Source organism: Streptomyces sp. NPDC085946, from assembly GCF_044540485.1.
In the GTDB taxonomy this organism is placed as follows: domain Bacteria; phylum Actinomycetota; class Actinomycetes; order Streptomycetales; family Streptomycetaceae; genus Streptomyces.
In genome coordinates this window covers 1-19,712 of the sequence record NZ_JBITSF010000019.1, presented here as the reverse complement: position 1 = coordinate 19,712, position 19,712 = coordinate 1, and the positions used below count along the sequence as shown (strand labels likewise).

Annotated in this window: 18 protein-coding genes, 1 pseudogene and 1 riboswitch; of the genes and pseudogenes, 7 read left to right on the top strand and 12 right to left on the bottom strand. The window is 74.5% G+C overall.

Going from position 1 to position 19,712, the window contains the following annotated elements; genetic code table 11:
• Positions 1 to 42 precede the first annotated feature (42 nt).
• The 3 genes from ACIF8T_RS30045 to ACIF8T_RS30035 all read right to left on the bottom strand — a co-directional run bounded on the left by ACIF8T_RS30045 (position 43) and on the right by ACIF8T_RS30035 (position 3,417).
• Positions 43 to 798: a polysaccharide deacetylase family protein gene (locus tag ACIF8T_RS30045; protein ID WP_400039259.1), complete on the bottom strand. Its 756-nt coding sequence runs from the start codon at positions 796 to 798 to the stop codon at positions 43 to 45.
• Between the two features lie 209 nt (positions 799 to 1,007).
• Positions 1,008 to 2,315 carry a glycosyltransferase family 2 protein gene (locus ACIF8T_RS30040; RefSeq protein WP_400039258.1) on the bottom strand — a complete coding sequence of 436 codons (1,308 nt, stop codon included), beginning with the start codon at positions 2,313 to 2,315 and terminating at the stop codon, positions 1,008 to 1,010.
• 37 nt (positions 2,316 to 2,352) lie between these two features.
• Positions 2,353 to 3,417: a GNAT family N-acetyltransferase gene (locus tag ACIF8T_RS30035; protein WP_400039437.1), complete on the bottom strand. Its 1,065-nt coding sequence runs from the start codon at positions 3,415 to 3,417 to the stop codon at positions 2,353 to 2,355.
• Positions 3,418 to 3,732: 315 nt separating this feature from the next.
• On the opposite strand from ACIF8T_RS30035, the gene ACIF8T_RS30030 reads away from it, so the two are divergent.
• Entirely contained in the window at positions 3,733 to 4,557 is an 825-nt protein-coding gene (locus tag ACIF8T_RS30030; protein ID WP_400039257.1) for an HAD family hydrolase, read from the top strand.
• 23 nt (positions 4,558 to 4,580) lie between these two features.
• Here the strand turns inward: ACIF8T_RS30030 and ACIF8T_RS30025 are convergent, their stop codons facing one another.
• Positions 4,581 to 5,453 (bottom strand): transglycosylase SLT domain-containing protein, encoded by an 873-nt coding sequence (locus ACIF8T_RS30025; protein WP_400039256.1) that lies wholly within the window; start codon positions 5,451 to 5,453, stop codon positions 4,581 to 4,583.
• 3 nt (positions 5,454 to 5,456) lie between these two features.
• A riboswitch (cyclic di-AMP (ydaO/yuaA leader) is annotated at positions 5,457 to 5,625 on the bottom strand.
• A 529-nt stretch (positions 5,626 to 6,154) separates the two neighbouring features.
• Between ACIF8T_RS30025 and ACIF8T_RS30020 the strand changes: the two genes are divergently transcribed.
• The 4 genes from ACIF8T_RS30020 to ACIF8T_RS30005 all read left to right on the top strand — a co-directional run bounded on the left by ACIF8T_RS30020 (position 6,155) and on the right by ACIF8T_RS30005 (position 10,698).
• A complete protein-coding gene (locus ACIF8T_RS30020; RefSeq protein WP_400039255.1) occupies positions 6,155 to 7,165 on the top strand; it encodes a polyprenyl synthetase family protein in 1,011 nt (336 codons plus the stop codon).
• Between the two features lie 371 nt (positions 7,166 to 7,536).
• A complete protein-coding gene (locus tag ACIF8T_RS30015) occupies positions 7,537 to 8,769 on the top strand; it encodes an outer membrane lipoprotein carrier protein LolA (protein ID WP_400039254.1) in 1,233 nt (410 codons plus the stop codon).
• Positions 8,770 to 8,828: 59 nt separating this feature from the next.
• Entirely contained in the window at positions 8,829 to 9,803 is a 975-nt protein-coding gene (locus ACIF8T_RS30010) for an ATP-binding cassette domain-containing protein (protein WP_400039253.1), read from the top strand.
• Positions 9,790 to 10,698, top strand: a complete 909-nt coding sequence (locus ACIF8T_RS30005) for an ABC transporter permease (protein ID WP_400039252.1) — start codon at positions 9,790 to 9,792, stop codon at positions 10,696 to 10,698. The genes ACIF8T_RS30010 and ACIF8T_RS30005 overlap by 14 nt, the downstream gene beginning before the upstream one ends.
• A gap of 31 nt (positions 10,699 to 10,729) precedes the next feature.
• Here the strand turns inward: ACIF8T_RS30005 and ACIF8T_RS30000 are convergent, their stop codons facing one another.
• The gene (locus ACIF8T_RS30000; RefSeq protein WP_400039251.1) at positions 10,730 to 11,317 is read right to left on the bottom strand and encodes a flavodoxin family protein; all 588 of its coding nucleotides are present in this window, start codon (positions 11,315 to 11,317) and stop codon (positions 10,730 to 10,732) included.
• A gap of 109 nt (positions 11,318 to 11,426) precedes the next feature.
• Complete coding sequence (locus ACIF8T_RS29995; protein ID WP_400039250.1) at positions 11,427 to 11,933, bottom strand: DUF6668 family protein; 507 nt, start codon at positions 11,931 to 11,933, stop codon at positions 11,427 to 11,429.
• Between the two features lie 159 nt (positions 11,934 to 12,092).
• Here ACIF8T_RS29995 and ACIF8T_RS29990 point away from each other — a divergent pair, with 159 nt between their 5' ends.
• Complete coding sequence (locus ACIF8T_RS29990) at positions 12,093 to 13,610, top strand: tetratricopeptide repeat protein (protein WP_400039249.1); 1,518 nt, start codon at positions 12,093 to 12,095, stop codon at positions 13,608 to 13,610.
• Positions 13,611 to 13,654: 44 nt separating this feature from the next.
• Here the strand turns inward: ACIF8T_RS29990 and ACIF8T_RS29985 are convergent, their stop codons facing one another.
• The 4 genes from ACIF8T_RS29985 to ACIF8T_RS29970 all read right to left on the bottom strand — a co-directional run bounded on the left by ACIF8T_RS29985 (position 13,655) and on the right by ACIF8T_RS29970 (position 17,474).
• A complete protein-coding gene (locus ACIF8T_RS29985) occupies positions 13,655 to 14,602 on the bottom strand; it encodes a M28 family metallopeptidase (RefSeq protein ID WP_400039248.1) in 948 nt (315 codons plus the stop codon).
• Positions 14,603 to 14,756: 154 nt separating this feature from the next.
• Complete coding sequence (locus ACIF8T_RS29980) at positions 14,757 to 15,221, bottom strand: VOC family protein (RefSeq protein WP_400039247.1); 465 nt, start codon at positions 15,219 to 15,221, stop codon at positions 14,757 to 14,759.
• A gap of 251 nt (positions 15,222 to 15,472) precedes the next feature.
• Positions 15,473 to 16,501 (bottom strand): EamA family transporter RarD, encoded by a 1,029-nt coding sequence (gene rarD / locus ACIF8T_RS29975; RefSeq protein WP_400039246.1) that lies wholly within the window; start codon positions 16,499 to 16,501, stop codon positions 15,473 to 15,475.
• A 118-nt stretch (positions 16,502 to 16,619) separates the two neighbouring features.
• Complete coding sequence (locus ACIF8T_RS29970) at positions 16,620 to 17,474, bottom strand: NAD(P)H-binding protein (protein WP_400039245.1); 855 nt, start codon at positions 17,472 to 17,474, stop codon at positions 16,620 to 16,622.
• Positions 17,475 to 17,566: 92 nt separating this feature from the next.
• On the opposite strand from ACIF8T_RS29970, the gene ACIF8T_RS29965 reads away from it, so the two are divergent.
• A complete protein-coding gene (locus ACIF8T_RS29965; RefSeq protein ID WP_400039244.1) occupies positions 17,567 to 17,968 on the top strand; it encodes a winged helix-turn-helix transcriptional regulator in 402 nt (133 codons plus the stop codon).
• Positions 17,969 to 17,981: 13 nt separating this feature from the next.
• Here ACIF8T_RS29965 and ACIF8T_RS29960 read toward each other — a convergent pair whose 3' ends face one another.
• Complete coding sequence (locus tag ACIF8T_RS29960; protein WP_400039243.1) at positions 17,982 to 19,061, bottom strand: 2-oxoacid:ferredoxin oxidoreductase subunit beta; 1,080 nt, start codon at positions 19,059 to 19,061, stop codon at positions 17,982 to 17,984.
• Positions 19,054 to 19,712: pseudogene (locus ACIF8T_RS29955) on the bottom strand (2-oxoglutarate ferredoxin oxidoreductase subunit alpha); the annotation flags it as partial. The pseudogene ACIF8T_RS29955 and the gene ACIF8T_RS29960, both read right to left, overlap by 8 nt.

Below are 19,712 nucleotides of genomic sequence, written 5' to 3'. Positions count from 1 at the left end.
GCAGCGGACGGGGCCGCCGGAGCAGCGGACGGGCCCCGGGCGTCAGCCCGCGAAGACCGGTCCGCGCACCGCCGCGCGCGCCCTGCGGTACCAGCGCCACGCGACCGTCCGCGGCCCGTCGCGGTACGGGGCGACGCGCGCCCCGCACCCCGTCAGCCAGCCCTCCACGTCGGCGACCGTGTGGCCGCGCCGCACGATCAGCCGGGCGATGCGGTAGCGCTCGTCGCGGTCCGAGCTGAGCGCGTGCCGCACGGCGGTCGCCGTCTCGTAGCCGGCGCGGGCGGCCATGGCGCGCACCCGGGGGCTGTTGTAGCCGTGCGGGTAGGCGAGGTGGCGGACCGGATGGCCGAGGACGTCCTCCAGCACGGCCTTGGAGACCCGCAGTTCGTACGCCAGGTCCCGGGCGGGCAGGGTGTCGAGCTGGGCGTGCGTGACGGTGTGGCTGCCGACCTCCATGCCGTGACGTTCCAGCTCCGCCGCCCGGCGCAGGGCCATCATCGGCGCGGGCGGCAGCAGGCAGCGGCCGCCCGGGGCGAGGGCCCCGGTGGTGAGGTAGGCGGTGGCCGGCAGCCCCCGCTCCGCCAGTGCCTCGGCGGTGGGCCCGGCCAGGTCGGCGAAGCCGTCGTCGAAGGTGAGCAGCACCGGCCGGGGCGGCAGCGGGCCGCGCCCGGCGAGGTGCGCGGCGACCGCGCTGATCGTGACGGGCGTACGCCCGCTGGCGACCACGGCGTCCAGGTGCGCCGCGAACTGCCTCGGCGTGACGGTGAACTCGGCGATCCACGCGGGCGGGTCGTCCATCACGGCGTGGTACAGGAAGACGGGAATGGCGGGGGTGCCCGGGGCGGCGGGGCCACCGGGGCGCGCTCCGGACGAGCATCCGCCCGCCGCCCCGGAGCCCCCTGCCACTCCTGTGCCGTCCTCGTCCCCTCTCCCGCCCGTCACCCTCCCGCCGGTGGCTCTTCCGCCCGCGGCCCTCCCACGGCTGCCGCGCCCCCTGGCCGACGCCTTCATCTCGGCCCCCTTGCGCTCGTCGCGGTCGTCCCGCTCGCCGCGCGCAGGGCCCGGCGGGCGCGCAGGTAGCCGACCGGGCCGTACAGCATCCCCCTGCGCTGGAGGCGCGACAGGCGCCGCGGCCACGGGTGCGTGCGCGTGTCGTGGGCGCCCGGCGCGCCGCCCCCGTCCGTGTCCCGCGCGGCGGTCAGCGCACGGGCGTGGGCGAGGCCGCGGGGCAGCCGGGCGAGGAACGCCGGCAGCAGGCCGGGGCGGTCGACCAGGATCGCGGTGAGGTAGGCGGTCAGGCCCGCGCCGTAGCCGTACGCCTGGGTCTCCAGGTCCCGCCAGGTCTCCCGGTGGTGGTGCCACACCAGCGCCGACGGCGTGTAGCGCAGCCGGTGGCCCTCGGCGAGGACCCGGACGAAGCCGTAGAGGTCGTCACCGCCCCGGGCGGCCGTGCCGGCGCCGGTGGCCGGGTCGAAGCCGCCGACGCCCCGCAGCACCTCCGTGCGGAACGCCATGTTGGCGCCGGAGCCGAAGCGGCCCGCCGTGAACGGGAACAGCGGCTCGTCGGGCGGCGGGTCCGCCGGGTCGTACGTCCGCGGGACGAACCCCTTGGCGAAGCCGCCGTGGCTCTCCAGCAGCACCTGGGCGGGGGTGCGCAGCCGCGCGGGCAGGATCAGCCCGGTGGCGCAGCCGAGGGCCGGGTCGGCCGCGAAGGGCGCGGTCAGCTCGGTGAGCCAGCGCGGGTCGGCGACGACGTCGTCGTCGGTGAAGGCGACCACCTCGCCGCGGACCGCGGCGAGCCCGGCGTTGTGCGCGACGGCGAGACCGGGCACCGGCTCGCACACGTACCGCACCCGCTCGCCGTACTTGCGCTCGACCAGCTCCCGCGTCCCGCCGGTCACGGGCGCGTTGTCGACGACGACGATCTCGAAGCGCGGGTGGTCCTGCGCGAGCAGCGAGTCCAGCGCGCGGGCGAGCTGGTCCGTGCGTTCCCGGGTGGCGATCACGACCGTGGTGCGGGGCGGCGGGACGGCCGCGTCGGCCTCCGGCCCGGCACCGGCCGGCGGGCCGCCCCCCTCCCGGGCCAGCGCCGTCAGGACCTCCTCCGGAGCGGCTCCCTCCGGGACCCGTCCGAGCAGGGTGCCGACCGGCCGGCCGCCCTTCCTGACCAGCACGAACACCTCGCCGTGGGTCACCGGCGGGCTGCCCGGGCCGGGTCTGAGGCCACCGTCGTCCAGTTCCAGCTCGGCCACCTGGACGGGGCCGATGGCCAGGAACCGCCGTATCTCCTCCTGCACCCGCGTGGTGCGGGACATGGCACCCCTCCCCTTGTCTGCCCTTGTCTCCCCTTGGTCAGGACCGGCGCAGCCGTGCCGCGCCCCTCAGGCTCCGGGCCGCCAGCGACGCGAGCCGCGGCCGGCCGCGGACGAAGCCGTGGGCGCGGCGCGCGGGTTCGCGGCTCAGCCAGTGCAGCGCGGCACCCGCCCCCAAACGCGTCGCCGCTCCCTCGTGGACGGGCCGTTCGCCGGTCTTCAGCGCGTCCTTGTATTCGGCCGCGCCCCGCCCGAGGTCGAGCAGGGCGATCCCCCGGCCGGCCGCCGCCTGAGCCATCCGCAGGTGCAGCACGAGCCCCGGCGAGTACTTCGAGAAGCCCGGGTCGTACGCCGGGAACCAGCAGGCCAGCACCGAGGCCGAGCGCAGCCCGAAGTGCGCGGCGACCGGACGGCCGGCGGCGTACAGCACGGACAGCGTGCCCGTGCACTCCGGTGTCCGGGTCGCGGCGAGCCGGGACACCAGCCGGGCGATCCACTCCTGCGCGAACCGGTCCCGGCGGCCCGTGCGGCGGTACTGCGCCGACTTCCACTGCACGAGCGTGCGCAGCGCGGCCGGGTCGCGCTCGTCGAACACGAACCGCACCTCGCCGACCTGCCGGTCCATCCGGCGCTCCTTGGCGAGGGTGGTCTTCAGGAACTTCGGCGACCGGGCGCGCAGCACCGACTCGTACGTCTCGTAGCCCTTCTCCACGTCGACGACGTACGTGGCGTGCTCCTCGGCGGCGTACGGGACGAACAGGTCCTGCCCGGCCTCCAGGTTGTCGAAGGCGTAGCTCGACAGCCCGCAGGCCCGCAGCAGTTCCCCGGTCTCCAGGCGCAGGCCCGGCCGCAGCACGGCGCCCTGGCTGTCCGACACCCCGAGCCCGATCGCCCGGCCCTGCCCCAACGGGCCCCGCTCGTACGGCAGGAAGCCGGCCGGCTCCAGCCCCTCGTACACCACCGCCACCCGCGCACCCGGCCGCACGCCGCCCACGGCGTCGGTGAACTCCGGTTCCATGAACGGGTTGCGCGGCACCCCCGCGTCGGCGCGCAGCTTGCGCCAGCGCTCCCTGTCCCCCTCGCCGAGCTCCCCGGGCTCCAGCACGCGCACGCGTGCGCCACGTCCCCTGCTCAACCTGACCCCCCGATCAAGTCCCCCCTGGACACTTGGAAGGTACCGCCCGGGACCGGCCCGACGGTAGGGAGCGGAGCAAGTTGCCGCCAAGTGGTGCAGAGGCCTTCAACCGGTCGTACCCGGCCGATGCGGATGCCCCGCCGGCGCCTCCGCCGACGCCCCGGGGATGATCGCGGCGATCACGGTGATCAGGGATGATCACCCTGTTCACGGCGATCACGGTGATCGTGGTGATCACAATGATCGCGGTGAATCGGAGGGTCCCGGTATCCGTATTCTCTGATCATGGCCGCTCCCACCGCGTACTCACTCATCGCCACCGACCTGGACGGATCGCTGCTGCGCGGCGACGACACCCTCTCCGACCGGTCCCTCGCCGCGCTCGCGCGGGTGGCGCGGGCCGGTGCCCACCACCTCGTGGTGACCGGCCGGCCGGCACCCAGGGTGCGGCCGCTCCTCGACGACCTCGGGTGCCGGGGGCTCGCGGTGTGCGGGCAGGGCGCGCAGCTGTACGACGCCGGCGCGCACCGTCTGCTGTGGTCGGTCACCCTGGACCGGGAGCTGGCCGAGACCGCGCTCGAGAAGATCGAGGCGGAGGTGGGGGAGGTGTACGCGGCGGTCGACCAGGACGGGACCGACGGGCTCACGCTCATCGAACCCGGCTACCTGATGCCCCACCCCACCCTGCCCGCGCTGCGCGTCGGGCGGCGCGAGGACCTGTGGTGCGCCCCCATCAGCAAGGTGCTGCTGCGCCACCCGCACCTGTCGGACGACGAGTTGGCGGCGACCGCGCGCTCGGTGGTCGGCGGCCTGGCGACGGTCACCATGTCGGGGCCCGGGACGGTGGAACTCCAGCCGTGCGGCGTCACCAAGGCGACCGGCCTGGCGCTGGCCGCCGACCACCTGGGGCTGAGCGCGGAGCGGACCATCGCCTTCGGCGACATGCCCAACGACATCCCCATGTTCGACTGGGCGGCCCGCGGCGTCGCCATGGCCAACGCCCATCCCGAGCTCAAGGCCGTCGCCGACGAGATCACGGCATCGAACGAGGACGACGGCATCGCCGTCGTCCTCGAACGGCTCTTCGGCGGCGTCCCGGCGGTCCTCTAGGCGGAAGCCCCGGGCGCCGGGACTCAGTACGCGCCGAAGACGTTGTCGATCGAGCCGTACCGCTGGGCCGCGTAGTTGCAGGCCGCGGTGATGTTGGCGACCGGGTCGTACGGGTCCCAGGACGTGCCGGGCACGTGGTAGGCCTGGAAGGTCGGGTCGATCACCTGGAGCAGGCCCTTGGAGGGGGTGCCGGCGGCGGCGTTGGAGTCCCAGTTGTTGATGGCCAGCGGGTTGCCGGAGGACTCGCGCATGACGTTGCGGTGGATGCCCTCGTACGTGCCGGGGATCCCGTTGCGCGCCATGACGTCCAGCGACTCGCGGATCCAGCCGTCGAGGTCGTCGGAGTACGTGGTGGCCGCGGCGGGGGCGGCCTCGGCGGCGGGCTCGGTGGCCGCGGCGGGTACGGCCTCGGCGGCGGGCGCGGCGGCGGGCGCGGCCGGCTCGGCGGCCACGGCGGGCTCGGTGCTCCGCGCGGACGAGGGGGTCGCCGTGCCGCCCTGCGCGGCGGCCCCGGAGGCGCCGGAGTCCCCGGCGTCCGCCTGCGACGCCGCGACCTTCAGCTCCAGGCCGGGGTGGATCAGCCGGGGGTTGTCGCCGACGGCGGCGCGGTTGTCCCGGTAGAGCGTGCGCCAGCCGCCGGACACGTCGTGCCGCTCGGCGATCCGGTACAGGGTGTCGCCCTTGACCACGGTGTACGTCAGGGACGGGGACGCCTGGTCGGCCCCGGCCGTCCGCGACACGGCGGCGGCGGGCGCGGACGGGGACGGCTCGGCGGCGTGCGCGGCGGCCGCTCCCAGGAGGGGGAGCGAGAGCGCGGCGGTGCCGGTGCCGGCGGCGACGACGCCGCGGGTGAACGGGTTGCGGCCGGGACGGCGGTGCTTGCCTCGTGCGGGCATGGCGATGTTCCTCTCCGACGCCTGCGAGGTGAGCTGTCGGGTTCGGGCGGGGAGGTGCCCGGCCGCGTGGTGGCGGCTTCACCCCGAGCCGTTCCGGTGCGATGCCCGGTCCGGCGGCTTACCTGGGTCCCCCGCTCCTGCCGTGCGTGAGTGAAGTGGTCGATAGGGGGCACGGGCGGTGGCAGGATTCGGCGTCCGCCCGGCAGGCCCGGAACGTATGCGAGAGCACATGTCGGGAACAAGCGGCGACATCACAGAAGTCGCCGTTTGATCTTTCGATGGGGTTTATGGGGTGCTTGATCCTTTGCTCTCGCGACGCTCAACTGGCGTTTCGGGCAAGGCGGAAAGGCACCTTGTGTCCGACTGGGGCGAATGGTGCCCGAGTGACTCACTTCACTGATCACAAAAGTGATGGGCATTTCCCCTCTAGGGGAATTCATTTGCCATTTGCGGCAAATCGGACAGGGTGCCGGGATACCCGTCCGCGGTGGTGTTCCGGCGAACCGATCGAAAACATTCCGGACGTGATCCGACACGGTCCGGCCCGGCGTGGACGTCTCCCGGTCGATCGACGTCGAGACTGGGGACGTGGGCGCTGGCGGTGATCGAAACGTGACCGGATACGCTGACTTGAGTGAGGGCAGCGACCTATCGACAAACCGCGTAATCGCCAGTAGACACCAGCAGACAGGAGACCCCTCGTGACCGTCGTCGGGCCGTTCGGGCTGAGCGTGCGGGACCAGGCTCTGGAAGCCGATGTCCAGGCCGGGTTGACGGCTGTCGAGGAAGGGCTGCTCGAGGCCACCAAGAGCGAGGTGCCCTTCATCACGGAGGCCGCCCAGCACCTGGTGCGCGCCGGCGGCAAGCGGTTCCGGCCGCTGCTCGTGATGCTCTCCGCGCAGTTCGGCGACCGGCACGCGCCGGGGATCGTGCCGTCGGCCGTGGTGGTGGAACTGACCCACCTCGCGACGCTGTACCACGACGACGTGATGGACGAGGCCGCGGTACGGCGCGGCGTGCCCAGCGCGAACACCCGCTGGGGCAACTCCGTCGCGGTCCTCACCGGCGACTTCCTCTTCGCGCGCGCCTCGCAGATCCTGGCCGACCTGGGACCGGAGGCCGTACGCGTCCAGGCCCTGGCGTTCGAGCGGCTGGTCACCGGGCAGATCCTGGAGACGGCGGGGCCGCAGGACGGGCGGGACCCGGTCGACCACTACCTCGACGTGCTGGGCGGCAAGACCGGGTCGCTGGTGGCGGTGTCCTGCCGGTTCGGCGCGATGATGTCCGGCGCCGACGAGCGGGTCGTGGACGTGCTCACCCAGTACGGCGAGCGGCTCGGCGTCGCCTTCCAGCTCGCGGACGACGTCCTGGACATCGCCTCCGACTCCCACGAGTCCGGCAAGACGCCGGGCACGGACCTGCGCGAGGGCATCCCCACGCTGCCGGTGCTGCGGCTGCGGGAGCGCGCGGCCCGGCTGGGACTGGCCGAGGACGTCGCCCTGTGCGCGCTGCTGGACTCCGACCTGACCGACGACGCCCGCCACGGCGAGGCCCTGCGCCTGCTGCGCGCCCACCCCGCCCTGGAGCAGGCGCGCCGCGACACCGTCCGCTACGCGCAGGAGGCGCGGGCCGCGCTGGCCCCGCTGCCGGAGTGCGCGGCGAAGGCGGCCCTGCTGGAGCTGTGCGACGCGGTGGTGCACCGGGCCGGCTAGGGGCTCTCGTTCGGATCACGCCGCGGACGCGGCGCCGACGACCTGCGGCCGATTCCCCGCGACCTGATCCGGACGGCAGCCCCTGGCCCGGCGGAGCGGTGCGCGTCACGGCGACGGGCGGCGTCACCCCGTACGACCCCTACGGGTCGGGGGGAGGCGCCGCCCCCGTGTGTCATACCGCAGCAGTACGCGGAGTTGCGTCCGGGGGCTGACGTATCCGCGCGGCCGATTTGGTCAGATGGTCACGACGGACATCACCACAACTCACCGATTCGGGTGAGAATGGCGGCTCGACGGTGAACCGGTGCGAGGACACGACACGCGAGGAATCGAGACCGGCGGCCGCCGCCGACGACGGAGGTAGGGCACACATGGCACCGTACGCATCCGACGACCACACGACCGCCGGCGAGGCGGACGAGCCGCGCGCCGGGCGCCGCAAGGCCGCACGGTACGTGGTCCCGGTCGCGGTCATGGGGGTGGCGGCCGCGACCATCGGGCTCGTCCCCGCGATCGCCGACTCGGGCGACCCCGACCTTCCGGAGATCACCGCCCAGCAGCTCGTCCAGAAGATCGCCGAGTCGGACGTCCAGCGGCTGTCCGGCACGGTGAAGATCACCACGGACCTCGGCCTGCCGGACCTCGGCGGTCTGGAGAGCAGCCTGCTGTCCGGCGCCGGACGCGCGGACGACGGCGGCTCCTCCGCCGACCCGTCGGCCAGGCTCACCGAACTGGTCTCCGGCACGCACACGCTGCGCGTCGCCGCCGACGGCCCCGACCGGCAGAAGCTGTCCCTGCTGGAGGACGCGGCCGAGTACAGCCTGATCCGCGACGGCAAGGACGTCTGGGGCTACGACAGCGCGTCCAACGAGGTCTACCACGGCACCGCCGAGGAGGGCGCAGCCCGCGGGGAGCACCGGCCCCCGGCCACGCCGAAGGACTTCGCCGAGCAGGCCCTGAAGGCCGTCGACGGCACGACGTCGGTGACCGTGGACGGCACCGCGCAGGTCGCCGGCCGCGACGCCTACAAGCTGCTGGTCGAGCCCCGGCAGGAGGGCTCCACGGTCGGGGCGGTCAGCGTGGCCGTGGACGCCGAGACCGGCCTGCCGCTGAAGTTCACGCTGACCCCGGCGAGCGGCGGCGCCGCCGTCGTGGACGTCGGCTTCACCCAGGTCAGCTTCGCCCGCCCGGCCGCGTCGACCTTCGACTTCACCCCGCCGAAGGGCGCCGAGGTCACGGAGGACGACGAGCTCGGCCGCGCGGCGGAGGACGCGGAGCGGCACGGGGAGTCCGGGCGCGGCCTCGCCGAGGAGCTCGGCGGCCTCGGCGGCGCCCGGGGCCAGGACGGCGTGAGGACGATCGGCGAGGGCTGGAGCACCATAGCCGCCTTCGACACGGGCGGCGAGGGCCTGCCCGCGGCCGGGTCCGGCGGCGACGCCGGCGGCTTCCTGGACTCGCTGGGCGACAAGGCCACCGGCAAGTTCGGGTCCGGCACGGTCTTCAGCACCCGTCTGGTCAACGCCCTGATCACCGAGGACGGCAAGGTCTACGTGGGCGCCGTCACCAAGGACGCGCTCGTGAAGGCGGCCGACGCGGGGAAGTAGGGACCGGGCCGCCAGGTCCCCGGCGCATCCGCCGCGGGCACGACGAATCGAGGGAGCCGATGGGCGAGCCGTCCGCCACGGAGCCGGACACGGGAGCCGCCGGGGGCGCCGCCATCGCCACCCGCGGGCTCACCAAGCGCTACCGCGGCGGACAGCGCGCCGTCGACGGCCTGGACCTGACCGTCCCGGCGGGCAGCGTCTTCGGCTTCCTCGGTCCCAACGGCTCGGGCAAGACCACCACCATCCGCATGCTGCTGGGCCTGATCGAACCGACCTCGGGCACCGCCCACGTCCTCGGCCGGCCCATGCCGCGCTCCGCCCGCACCGTGCTGCCCCGGGTCGGCGCCCTCATCGAGGGCCCGGCCCCGTACGGCTTCCTCTCCGGCCGCGACAACCTCCTGCGGTACGACGCCGCCGACCCGACCGCCGACCCCCGCACCCGGCGGACCCGGGTGGACGCCGCGCTGGACCGGGTGGGCCTGACGGCCGCCGCGGGCAAGAAGGCCCGGGCGTACTCGCTGGGCATGAAGCAGCGCCTCGGCCTCGCGGCCGCGCTGCTCCGGCCGCGCCGGCTGCTGGTCCTCGACGAGCCGACCAACGGCCTCGACCCGCAGGGCATGCGCGAGATCCGCACCCTGGTGCGGGAACTCGCCTCGGACGGCACGACCGTCTTCCTCTCCTCGCACCTGCTCGACGAGATCGAGCAGGTGTGCACCCACGCGGCGGTGATGGCGCGGGGCCGGCTGATCACCCAGGGCCCGGTCGCCGGCCTGGCCGCGCAAGCGCGCGGCCGGCTCGCGGTGACCACGCCGGACCCGGCGGACGCGGCCCGGGTGCTGAAGGAGCAGGGCGCCGGCGACGTCGTCGTCACCGACGACCGGGTGACCTGCGAACCGCCGGGCCGCGATCTCGCCGAGGTGAACGCCGCGCTGGTCGCGGCGGGCGTCCGCGTACGCGGTTTCACGGTCGAACGGGCCTCGCTGGAGGACGCGTTCGTGGCGCTGACGGGGGAGGGGTTCGATGTCGCGGGCTGACACCGGCGGGAGGGCCGCGGGCGCCGGGAGCGCCCCGGGCGCGGTGCGCGCCCCGAGTCCGCTGTGGGCCCTCGGCCTGCTGCGCAGCGAGCTGCTGACCACCTTCCGGCGCTGGCGCACCCTCGCGCTCCTGGGGGTGCTGGCCGCCGTGCCGGTCCTCGTCGGGATCGCCGTGAAGATCGAGACGGGCGACGGTCCGTCGGGCGGCGGGGGCGGCGCGGGCGGTCCGGCGTTCATCTCGCAGGTCACCAACAACGGCCTGTTCCTGGTCTTCACCGCGCTGGCCGCGACGCTGCCGTTCTTCCTGCCCATGGCGATCGGGGTGGTGGCGGGCGACGCGATCGCCGGCGAGGCGGGCGCCGGCACGCTCCGCTACCTGCTGGTCGCGCCCGCCGGCCGCACCCGCCTGCTGCTCGTCAAGTACGCGGCCGTCGTCGCCTTCTGCCTGGTGGCCACCCTCGTGGTCGCCGTCTCGGCGCTCACCGTCGGGGCGCTGCTCTTCCCGCTCGGCGACCTGACGACGCTCTCCGGCACGCGGATCGGCTTCGCCGAGGGCCTGGGCCGCGCGCTGCTGATCGCCCTGGTCGTCGCCGCGTCACTGGTCGGCGTCGCGGCGCTCGGCCTGTTCGTCTCCACGCTGACCGGCAGCGGCGTCGCGGCGATGGCGACGACCGTCGGACTGCTGATCACCGTGCAGATCCTCGACCAGATCCCCCAACTGGACGCCCTCCAGCCGTACTTCTTCTCCCACTACTGGCTGTCCTTCGCCGACCTGATGCGCGAGCCGGTCCACTGGGACGGCCTGGTGAGGAACCTCGGCCTGCAGGCGCTGTACGCGGCGGTGTTCGGCTCGGCGGCCTGGGCGCGCTTCACGGCGAAGGACATCACCGCGTAGCCGCCCGGCCCCGGACCTCACCGCGCGCGGCTCACGGCGTCTCGTACGGGAAGCGCGCGAAGGGCGCCTCGCGGGCGAAGAACGTCTTGGCGCGGGTCAGCGCCTCCTCGTCCTTCAGCACGTCACCGGGCTTGCTGCCGTTGCCGAGCAGCACCCCGCCGAACCGCATCCCCAGGTAGGCGGCCGAGTGGTTCAGCGTGCCGGCCAGCGGGTCGGCCACCTCCCCCTCCTCGTGCGCGAGCGCGGTGACGCCCCACAGGGTGCGGCCGGCCATCGTCGCCTTGAAGTCCACACCGGGGGTGCGCAGCCAGGCCGACCAGTGGTCGAGGTACCGCTTGGTGGAGCTGGAGACCGAGTACCAGTACAGCGGCGAGGCGATCACCAGGTCCGTCGCCGCGAGCGTGGCGTCGAGCAGCAGGGCCAGGCTGCCCTCCGTGGGCCGCACGTGGTCGCTGTCGTGGCGCAGGTCCTCGAAGTCGGGCAGCGGATGGTCGGCGAGGTGGATCCACTGCTGCTCCACGTCCGCCGGCAGCTGCTCGGCGGCCCGGCGGGCCAGCAGTTCGGTGTTGCCCTCGGGCCGGGCGCTGCCCAGCACGAACAGGAAGCGGCGGGTCGTCATGGCGGTCCCCCAGAAAGTCGGCGTACGGCAATAGTGCGCACGTGCATCATATGCGTATGCATGCAAGGCGCCAAGGGGTGCCGCCCGCCGCGGCGGCCCGGGGCCCGCGTCAGCGCACGGCCCCCGTCAGGCGGGCCAGCGCCTCCGTCTCGCGGGGCGGGCGCCCGCCCAGGTCACCGAGGCGCCAGGCCGCCACCCACGGCACGCGGTACACGTCGACGGCCGACTCCAGGGGCGGGATGCGCTGGGCGAGCGGCCGCGGCAGCCGCCCCGGCGCGTCCGCCACCAGGACCACGGCGTCCAGGTCCAGCCCCGGCGGGACCGGCCCGCGCCGGAACGCCTCCACGGCCCGGGCGGCGGCCTCCAGCCCGGCCGCGTGCGTCCGGGCGACCAGCAGCACCGAGTGCGGACCGGCCGGACCCGGCCAGGCGCGTCCGCAGTCCCGGCCGCCGAAGACGGCGGCGAGCGTGGAGACCCCGGCGCCGCCGTGCGTGCCGACCCAGGCGAAACGCCGTGCCGCCGCCGGGACCCGGGCGGGCTCCGGCGGCACCGCCTCGGACGCGGCCACCGGCCCGCGGATCCAGATCTCCGGTCCTCGTTCCATCGCTGTCCGCATGCCCCTCTCCTGCTCGTCGGCACGATCTTCATGCCGTCCGCCGCCGCCCGCGCCCGGCCCCGCGGCCCTTGGGACGAGCCTGTGACACCGCGGTGACGTGAGAACGGCGGGCGAACGGACAGACTCGACGGTAGGTGTACGACGCCGAATGAGGGGACGATGGCTCGACTCAGCCGCGAGAAGAAGCGGGAACAGAAGCAGGCCGCGCACGCGGCGACCCCTGCGGCGACGCCGATCGAGGTCCGGGTCCACGGGTCGGGGACCGGCCCGCGGGGCGCCTTCGACGGGATGCCGGCCGGGGCGTCGGTCGGCGGCGTGCCGGTGGCCGCGGAGCCCGGCCAGGAGATCCAGCAGGCCGTCCTGAACCGCCTCCACCGCATCGCCCTCGCCGGCGGCCACCCCGTCCACGCCACGGTCCACGACGAGCGCATCGGCTACGTCGTCCCGCTCCGGGTCGACACGGACGGCTCCAGCCACTTCACCGCCGAGCCGGTCCGCACGGGCTCCCCGCGGGACACCGCCCCCACGGCCCCGGCGCCTTCCGCGCCCCCGGCTCCCGTTCCCCCGGCCTCCGCCCCTGCCGCCTCCGCGCCTTCCGCGCCCGCGGCTCCGGTGCGTCCGGCCCCCGCACCCGCGGCCCCCGAGCCGTCCGCGCCCCCGGTACCCGCGCCCGCCGCCCCGGCCTCCGCACCTGCGGCTCCCGCCGCCCCGGCCTCCGCTGCGGAAGCCCCCGCGCCCGGACGGGACAAGCCCACCCACATCCTGCGTCCGGCGGATGAGGAAACGCGGGACAGCGCGCCCACGTTCCGCCTGCGGGCGGTGCCCGAGTCCCCGGCGTCCGGCGCGGAACCCGTGCCGACGTTCGCGCTGCGGGCCGTTCCCGAGCCGGCCGGGGCCACGCCTCCCGGCACGGTCCTGCCGCCGACCGGCGAGTTCGGCCCGCCTCCCGCCATGGACACCGTGCCGGCGGACGCCCGGCCCGCGCCCGTGCGCGGTGGGCAGGTCTCCGACGCCGTGCCCGAGCCGCGGCCGGAGTCACAGCCGCAGCCCCTGCCGCCGGACGCGTCCGGCCCCTCCGGCGCCCCGTCGCGCCCGGCCCGCCGGACGCCGGAGCCCGTCCACGACCTCGGGCCCGAACCCGATCCCAAGCCCACCCCGGCCCGCGGCTTCGACGCCGTCGCCGAGGCCGTGCTCGGCGACGGACCGCCCACCGCCGGCGGCGCGGCGCCCGCCCTCCTCGCGGAGCCGGTCGGCCGGATCAACGAGGCCGTGAAGGCCGGGCGCATCGACACGGCGGCCCGGCTGGCGGAGGACACCGTGGCGCAGGCGTCGGAAACGCTCGGGCCGGAGCACCCGGAGGTGCTCCGGCTGCGCGAACTGAGCGCCTACATCGCCTACTTGGCGGGTGACCCGGTCCGGGCCTTCCGTCTCTCCCTCGACCTGGCCGGGATCCACCGCCGCGCGGGCGACGCGGAGGCCGCGTACGGCAACGTGCAGAGCGCGGCCACCGCCTGGCGCGCGGTGCGCGACCCGCTGCTGGGGCTGGAACTGGGCGGTGAGCTCATCGGCCTGTGGACCGGGCTGACCGCCGAGGACGGCCCGGCCGCCGACGACATCGAGCAACTGGAGTCCGCCCGGGCCCGCATGGGCCGCCTGACCGCCCGCGCGGGCCGCTAGGGGCGCCGCTCACCGGCGGCCCGGTCCGGAGCGGGCCCCGGCGGCTACTGCGACAGCTCCCACACCGCGTACGCGAGGGCGTCGCTGTTGCGGTTCAGCGCCGTGTCGTTGATGTTGGCGGTCGTGTCGCAGGAGGAGTGGTAGCAGCGGTCGAAGGCCTGGCCCGCCGTGCCGCCCCACTTGGCGGCCTGCGCCGCGGTCTTCGTCCGGCTCGCCCCGGTGAACAGGCCGCCGACCGGCACGCCCGCGCTCTTGAACGGCGCGTGGTCGGAGCGGCCGTCGCCCTCGGTCTCGATCTCCGTGGGCACGCCGATGCCGGTGAAGTAGTCCTTGAAGGTCTTCTCGATGGCCGGGTCGTCGTCGTAGACGAAGTAGCCGGGGTTGGGCGAGCCGATCATGTCGAAGTTCAGGTAGCCGCTGATCCGCGCCCGGTTGGCGGACGACAGGCTGTTGACGTAGTGGCGGGAGCCGACCAGGCCCAGCTCCTCCGCGCCCCACCAGGCGAACCGCAGGTGCTTGGTGGGCTGGTACTGGGTGCGCGCCACGGCCAGCGCGGTCTCCAGGACGGCCGCCGAGCCGGACCCGTTGTCGTTGATGCCGGCCCCGGAGGAGACGCTGTCGAGGTGGGAGCCCGCCATCACGACCTGATTGGTGTCGCCGCCGGGCCAGTCGGCGATCAGGTTGTAGCCGGTGCGGCCGGAGGCGGTGAACTGCTGGATGGTGGTGGTGTACCCGGCCGCGTCCAGCTTGGCCTTCACGTAGTCGAGGGAGGCGCGGTAGCCGGTCCGGCCGTGCGCGCGGTTGCCGCCGTTGGCGGTGGCGATGGACTGGAGCTGGGTCAGGTGGGCCTTGACGCCGGTCAGGGGTATGTCGGGCGCGGCGGCCGCCTGCCGGGGCGCGGGTGACGCGCCGGCCACGGTTCCACCGGTGACCAGCGTGACGACGGCGACGGCACAGGCCGCCGCCGCGCGCCCGGAAACGGAGAGCTTCATGTGGGGGCTCCGAATTCCAGAAGAGTCCCCGTGGGGTGGCCACGGGGACTCCGGAGTGAATGGGGTCCCTGGATGGTGAAGCTGAGGCTGACTCTCCGTCAAGAGTGTTATCAGGACAGCCGGTTGGGGCACCGGAGGCCCCTGTGCGGCCGCCCTAGTGCACGCAGAACTCGTTGCCCTCCGGGTCGGCCATCACGACCCACTCCCCGCCGGGCTCCCGCACCTGCCGCAGCACGCCCGCCCCCAGCCTCTCCAGCCGCGCGACCTCCTCCTCGCGCCGGCCCGCGGCCGCGTGCACGTCGACGTGCAGCCGGTTCTTCACCGTCCTGGCCTCCGGTACGCGCTGGAAGAGCAGCCGCCGCCCCAGCCCGGTGCCGCTCTCCTCCTGGACCGGGTCGCCGGGATGCCGTACGGCGGCCAGGTCCCGCCAGGCGGGCCGGCCGTGGAACTCGACCACGAGGTCCGCCGGTACGGCGCCCAGGCCGAGCAGCTTCTCGATGAGCGCGCTGTTGTCCTCGACCTCGTAGTGCAGCGCGGCGGCCCAGAAGTCGGCCTGGGCGTGCGGGTCGCCGGCGTCGATGACGAGCTTCCAGTGCAGGGGTGCGGGTGTCTCGGTCATGGGACCACTTATAGTGCCGCGCCCGCCGCCCCCGGTGGACCGCCGGCGGGTGGGCCGCCGACCGGGTGGGCCGCCCACGGGGCGCGGGGCCGCGGGGCACGGGACACCGGGGTGCCTGCGGGGCCCTGCGGCCGGTCGTCGGCGCGGGCCCTGTGGCTGGTCGCCCGTGTGAGGCCCGCGGCCGGACGCCCGCGCGGGCCTTGTGGCTGGTCGCCCGTGTGAGGCCCGCGGCCGGTCGTCGGCCGCGAGCGCTACGGCCGTGCGGCCGGCGTCTCCGCCGCGGCCCGCCCGGGCCCCGAGGGAACGCCCTCCGGCTCCCGTGCGGCGGCCACCGGGCCCCGCGCCACCGCGGTGCCCGGCGCGCCGGTCCCGCGGGCGAGGGCGCGGGCGGTCCGGCGCGCGGTGCGCAGCGCGTCCCAGGTGAGCAGGATCAGCGCCAGCCACACCAGGGCGAAGCCGGCCCAGCGCTCGGGCGGCATGGCCTCGCCGAAGTAGAGGACGCCGAGCAGGAACTGGAAGACCGGGGCCAGGTACTGCAGCAGCCCCAGCGTGGACAGCGGCACGCGGATCGCGGCCGCGCCGAAGCAGACCAGCGGGACCGCGGTGACGACGCCGGTCGCGGCGAGCAGCGCCGCGTGTCCCGGCCCCTCGGTGGTGAAGGTGGCCCGGCCCTGGGCGCCCAGCCACAGCAGGTAGCCGAGCGCGGGCAGGAACTGGACCGCGGTCTCGGCGGCCAGCGACTCGACCCCGCCGAGGTTGACCTTCTTCTTCACCAGCCCGTACGTGGCGAAGGAGAAGGCCAGGCAGAGCGAGATCCACGGCGGACGGCCGTAGCCGACGGTCAGCACGACGACGGCCGCGAGACCGATGCCGACCGCCGCCCACTGCACGGGCCGCAGCCGCTCCTTGAGCAGCAGGACGCCCATGGCGATGGTGACCAGCGGATTGATGAAGTAGCCGAGCGAGGCCTCGACGACGTGTCCGGCGTTCACGGCCCAGATGTACACGCCCCAGTTGACGGTGATGACCGCGGCGGCGACCGTGACGAGCCCCAGCTTGCGCGGCTGCCGCAGCAGCTCCCCGGCCCACGCCCAGCGCCGCAGGACGACCAGGGCCACGCCGACGAAGGCCAGGGACCACACCATCCGGTGGGCCAGGATCTCCACCGCCCCCGCGGGCTTGAGCAGCGGCCAGAACAGGGGCACCAGGCCCCACATCCCGTAGGCCGCGAAGCCGTTCAGCAGTCCTATGTGCCGCTCACCCTTCGGCTTCCCGGTCACGGGTCCCTCCTTCGCGCACGTCGTTCGGGCACGACGGTAACGCCGGGGACCCCCGCCTGTCATGTCCGTATCGCCATACGGTCATGACAGTGGAACGGGGTGCGCGGGCCCGCCGGGGTCAGTCCTGGAGGGCGGCGGCGACGGCCTCGGACAGCGGGGTGGTCGGACGGCCGATCAGGCGGGACAGGTCACCGCCGGGGACGACCAGCTCGCCCTTCTCGATGGAGGTGTCCACCCCGGCGAGGACCGCGGCCAGCGGCCCGGGCAGGCCGGCGCCGGTCAGGATGCCGGTGAGCTCCTCGGTCGTGACCGCCCGGTAGCCGATCTCCCGGCCGGTCTGCCGGCTCAGCTCGGCCGCGTACTCGGCGAAGCTCCACGCCTCGTCGCCGCCCAGCTCGTAGGTCGTGTTCTCGTGGCCCTCGCCGGTGAGCACGGCGACGGCGGCCGCGGCGTAGTCGGCGCGGGAGGCGGAGGAGACCCGGCCCTCGCCGGCGGCGGCGACGACCGTGTCGTGCGCCAGCACGGGGGCGAGGTTCTCGGTGTAGTTCTCGTGGTACCAGCCGTTGCGCAGCAGCACGTACGGCAGGCCGGAGGCGAGCAGCGCCTCCTCGGTGCCCCGGTGGTCGTCGGCGAGCGCGGCGGTCAGGCTGCCGGGGGCGCTGGTGTAGGCGAGCAGGGCGGCGCCGGCGGCCCGCGCGGCCTCGATGACCACCCGGTGCTGCCGCACCCGGCCCTTGTCGAACTCGTTCCCGGAGATCAGCAGCACCTTGTCGCCGGCCGCGAACAGGCCGTCGAAGGTCTCGGGGGCGTTGTAGTCGGCGACCGCGATCCGCACCCCCCGGGCCGCGAGGCCGGCGGCCTTCTCCGGGGTGCGGACGACGGCGGTGATCCGCTCGGCCGGGACCTTCTCCAGCAACTGCTCCACGACGTGGCGGCCGAGCTGTCCGGTGGCGCCGGTGACGACGATGCTCATGGTGAGGACTCTCCTTGTGGGGGTGCTTCTTCACTAACCCTACGAGAGGCGCTAACTCTTGGAAAGTACCCACTTCGAAGTAAGGTACTGGCATGGCAGTAAGTGACCCGAGCAGGGACGCCGAGGCGATGTGCCCCCACCGGCTCGTCCTGGAGCACGTGACCAGCCGCTGGGGCGTGCTGGTGCTGATCGCCCTCCTGGAGCGGCCGCACCGCTTCAGTGAGCTGCGCCGCGAGATCGGCGCGCGGGGCAGGACGGTCAGCGAGAAGATGCTCACCCAGACGCTCCAGACCTTGGAGCGGGACGGCCTGGTGCACCGCGAGGCGCACCCCGTGATCCCGCCGCGCGTCGACTACTCCCTCACCGGGCTGGGCCGCGAGGCCGCCGAGCAGGTGCGCGCGCTGGCGGAGTGGACCGCGCGCCGGACGGCCGCCGTCGAGCGGGCCCGCCAGGCATACGACGAGGCCCGGGCCGCAGCGGCCCGGGCCTCGTGAACCTCCGGCGGCGTCAGCCGACGACGGTCCAGGTGTCGCCGCCGGCGAGCAGCGCGGCCAGGTCGCCCTTGCCGTGCCGCTCGACCGCGGTGTCGAGCTGGTCGGTCATCTGCGCGTCGTAGACGGGCCGGTCGACGGAGCGCAGGACGCCGATCGGGGTGTGGTGCAGGGTGTCGGGGTCGGCGAGCCGGGACAGCGCGAAGGCGGTGGTGGGGGACGCGGCGTGCGCGTCGTGGACCAGGACCTGGTCCTGGTTCTCCGGTGTCACGGTGACCACCCGCAGGTCGCCGGTGAGGCGGTCCCGGACGACGCCCTTGGCGAGGCCGGCGCCGAAGCGGATCGGCCGGCCGTGCTCCAGGCGGATGACGGCCTCCTCGGCGCGCTGCTTGTCCTTCAGGGCGTCGAAGGCGCCGTCGTTGAAGATGTTGCAGTTCTGGTAGATCTCGATCAGGGCGGTGCCCGGGTGGGCGGCGGCCTGCCGCAGCACCTCGGTGAGGTGTTTGCGGTCGGAGTCGAGGGTGCGGGCCACGAACGACGCCTCCGCGCCCAGGGCAAGGGAGACCGGGTTGAAGGGCGCGTCCAGCGAGCCCATCGGCGTCGACTTGGTGATCTTGCCGACCTCGGAGGTGGGGGAGTACTGGCCCTTGGTCAGCCCGTAGATCCGGTTGTTGAACAGCAGGATCTTGAGGTTGACGTTGCGGCGCAGGGCGTGGATCAGGTGGTTGCCGCCGATGGACAGCGCATCACCGTCACCGGTCACCACCCACACCGACAGGTCGCGGCGCGAGGCGGCCAGCCCCGTCGCGATGGCGGGGGCGCGGCCATGGATGGAGTGCATCCCGTAGGTGTTCATGTAGTACGGGAACCGCGAGGAGCAGCCGATGCCCGAGACGAAGACGATGTTCTCCCGGGCCAGCCCCAGCTCCGGCATGAAGCCCTGCACCGCCGCCAGGATCGCGTAGTCCCCGCAGCCCGGGCACCAGCGCACCTCCTGGTCGGACTTGAAGTCCTTCATGGACTGCCGGCCCTCGGCCTTCGGGACGAGGGAGAGCGCCTCGATCGTGCCCGTGCCTTCCGTGACCGTCTCAGCCATCGATGGCCTCCTTGAGCGCCGTGGCGAGCTGTTCCGCCTTGAACGGCATGCCGTTGACCTGGGTGTACGAGTGGGCGTCGACCAGGTACTTCGCCCGGATGAGGGTGGCGAGCTGGCCGAGGTTCATCTCCGGGACCACCACCCGCTCGTACCGCCGCAGCACCTCGCCGAGGTTTCGCGGGAAGGGGTTGACGTGCCGCAGGTGCGCCTGCGCGATCGATTCCCCGGCCGCGCGCAGCCGCCGCACCGCGGCGGTGATCGGCCCGTAGGTCGAGCCCCAGCCCAGTACCAGGGTCCTGGCGCCGTCCGGGTCGTCGACCTGCAGGTCCGCGACCTCGATGCCGTCGACCTTGGCCTGCCGGACGCGGACCATGAAGTCGTGGTTGGCCGGGTCGTAGGAGATGTTGCCGGTGCCGTCCTGCTTCTCGATGCCGCCGATGCGGTGCTCCAGCCCCGGCGTGCCCGGCACCGCCCACGGCCGGGCCAGGGTGCGCGGATCACGCTTGTAGGGCCAGAACACCTCGGTGCCGTCCTCCAGCGTGTGGTTGGACCCCTGCGCGAACCGCACGGTGAGGTCCGGGAGTTCGTCCGGTTCCGGGATGCGCCAGGGTTCGGAGCCGTTGGCCAGGTAGCCGTCCGACAGCAGGAACA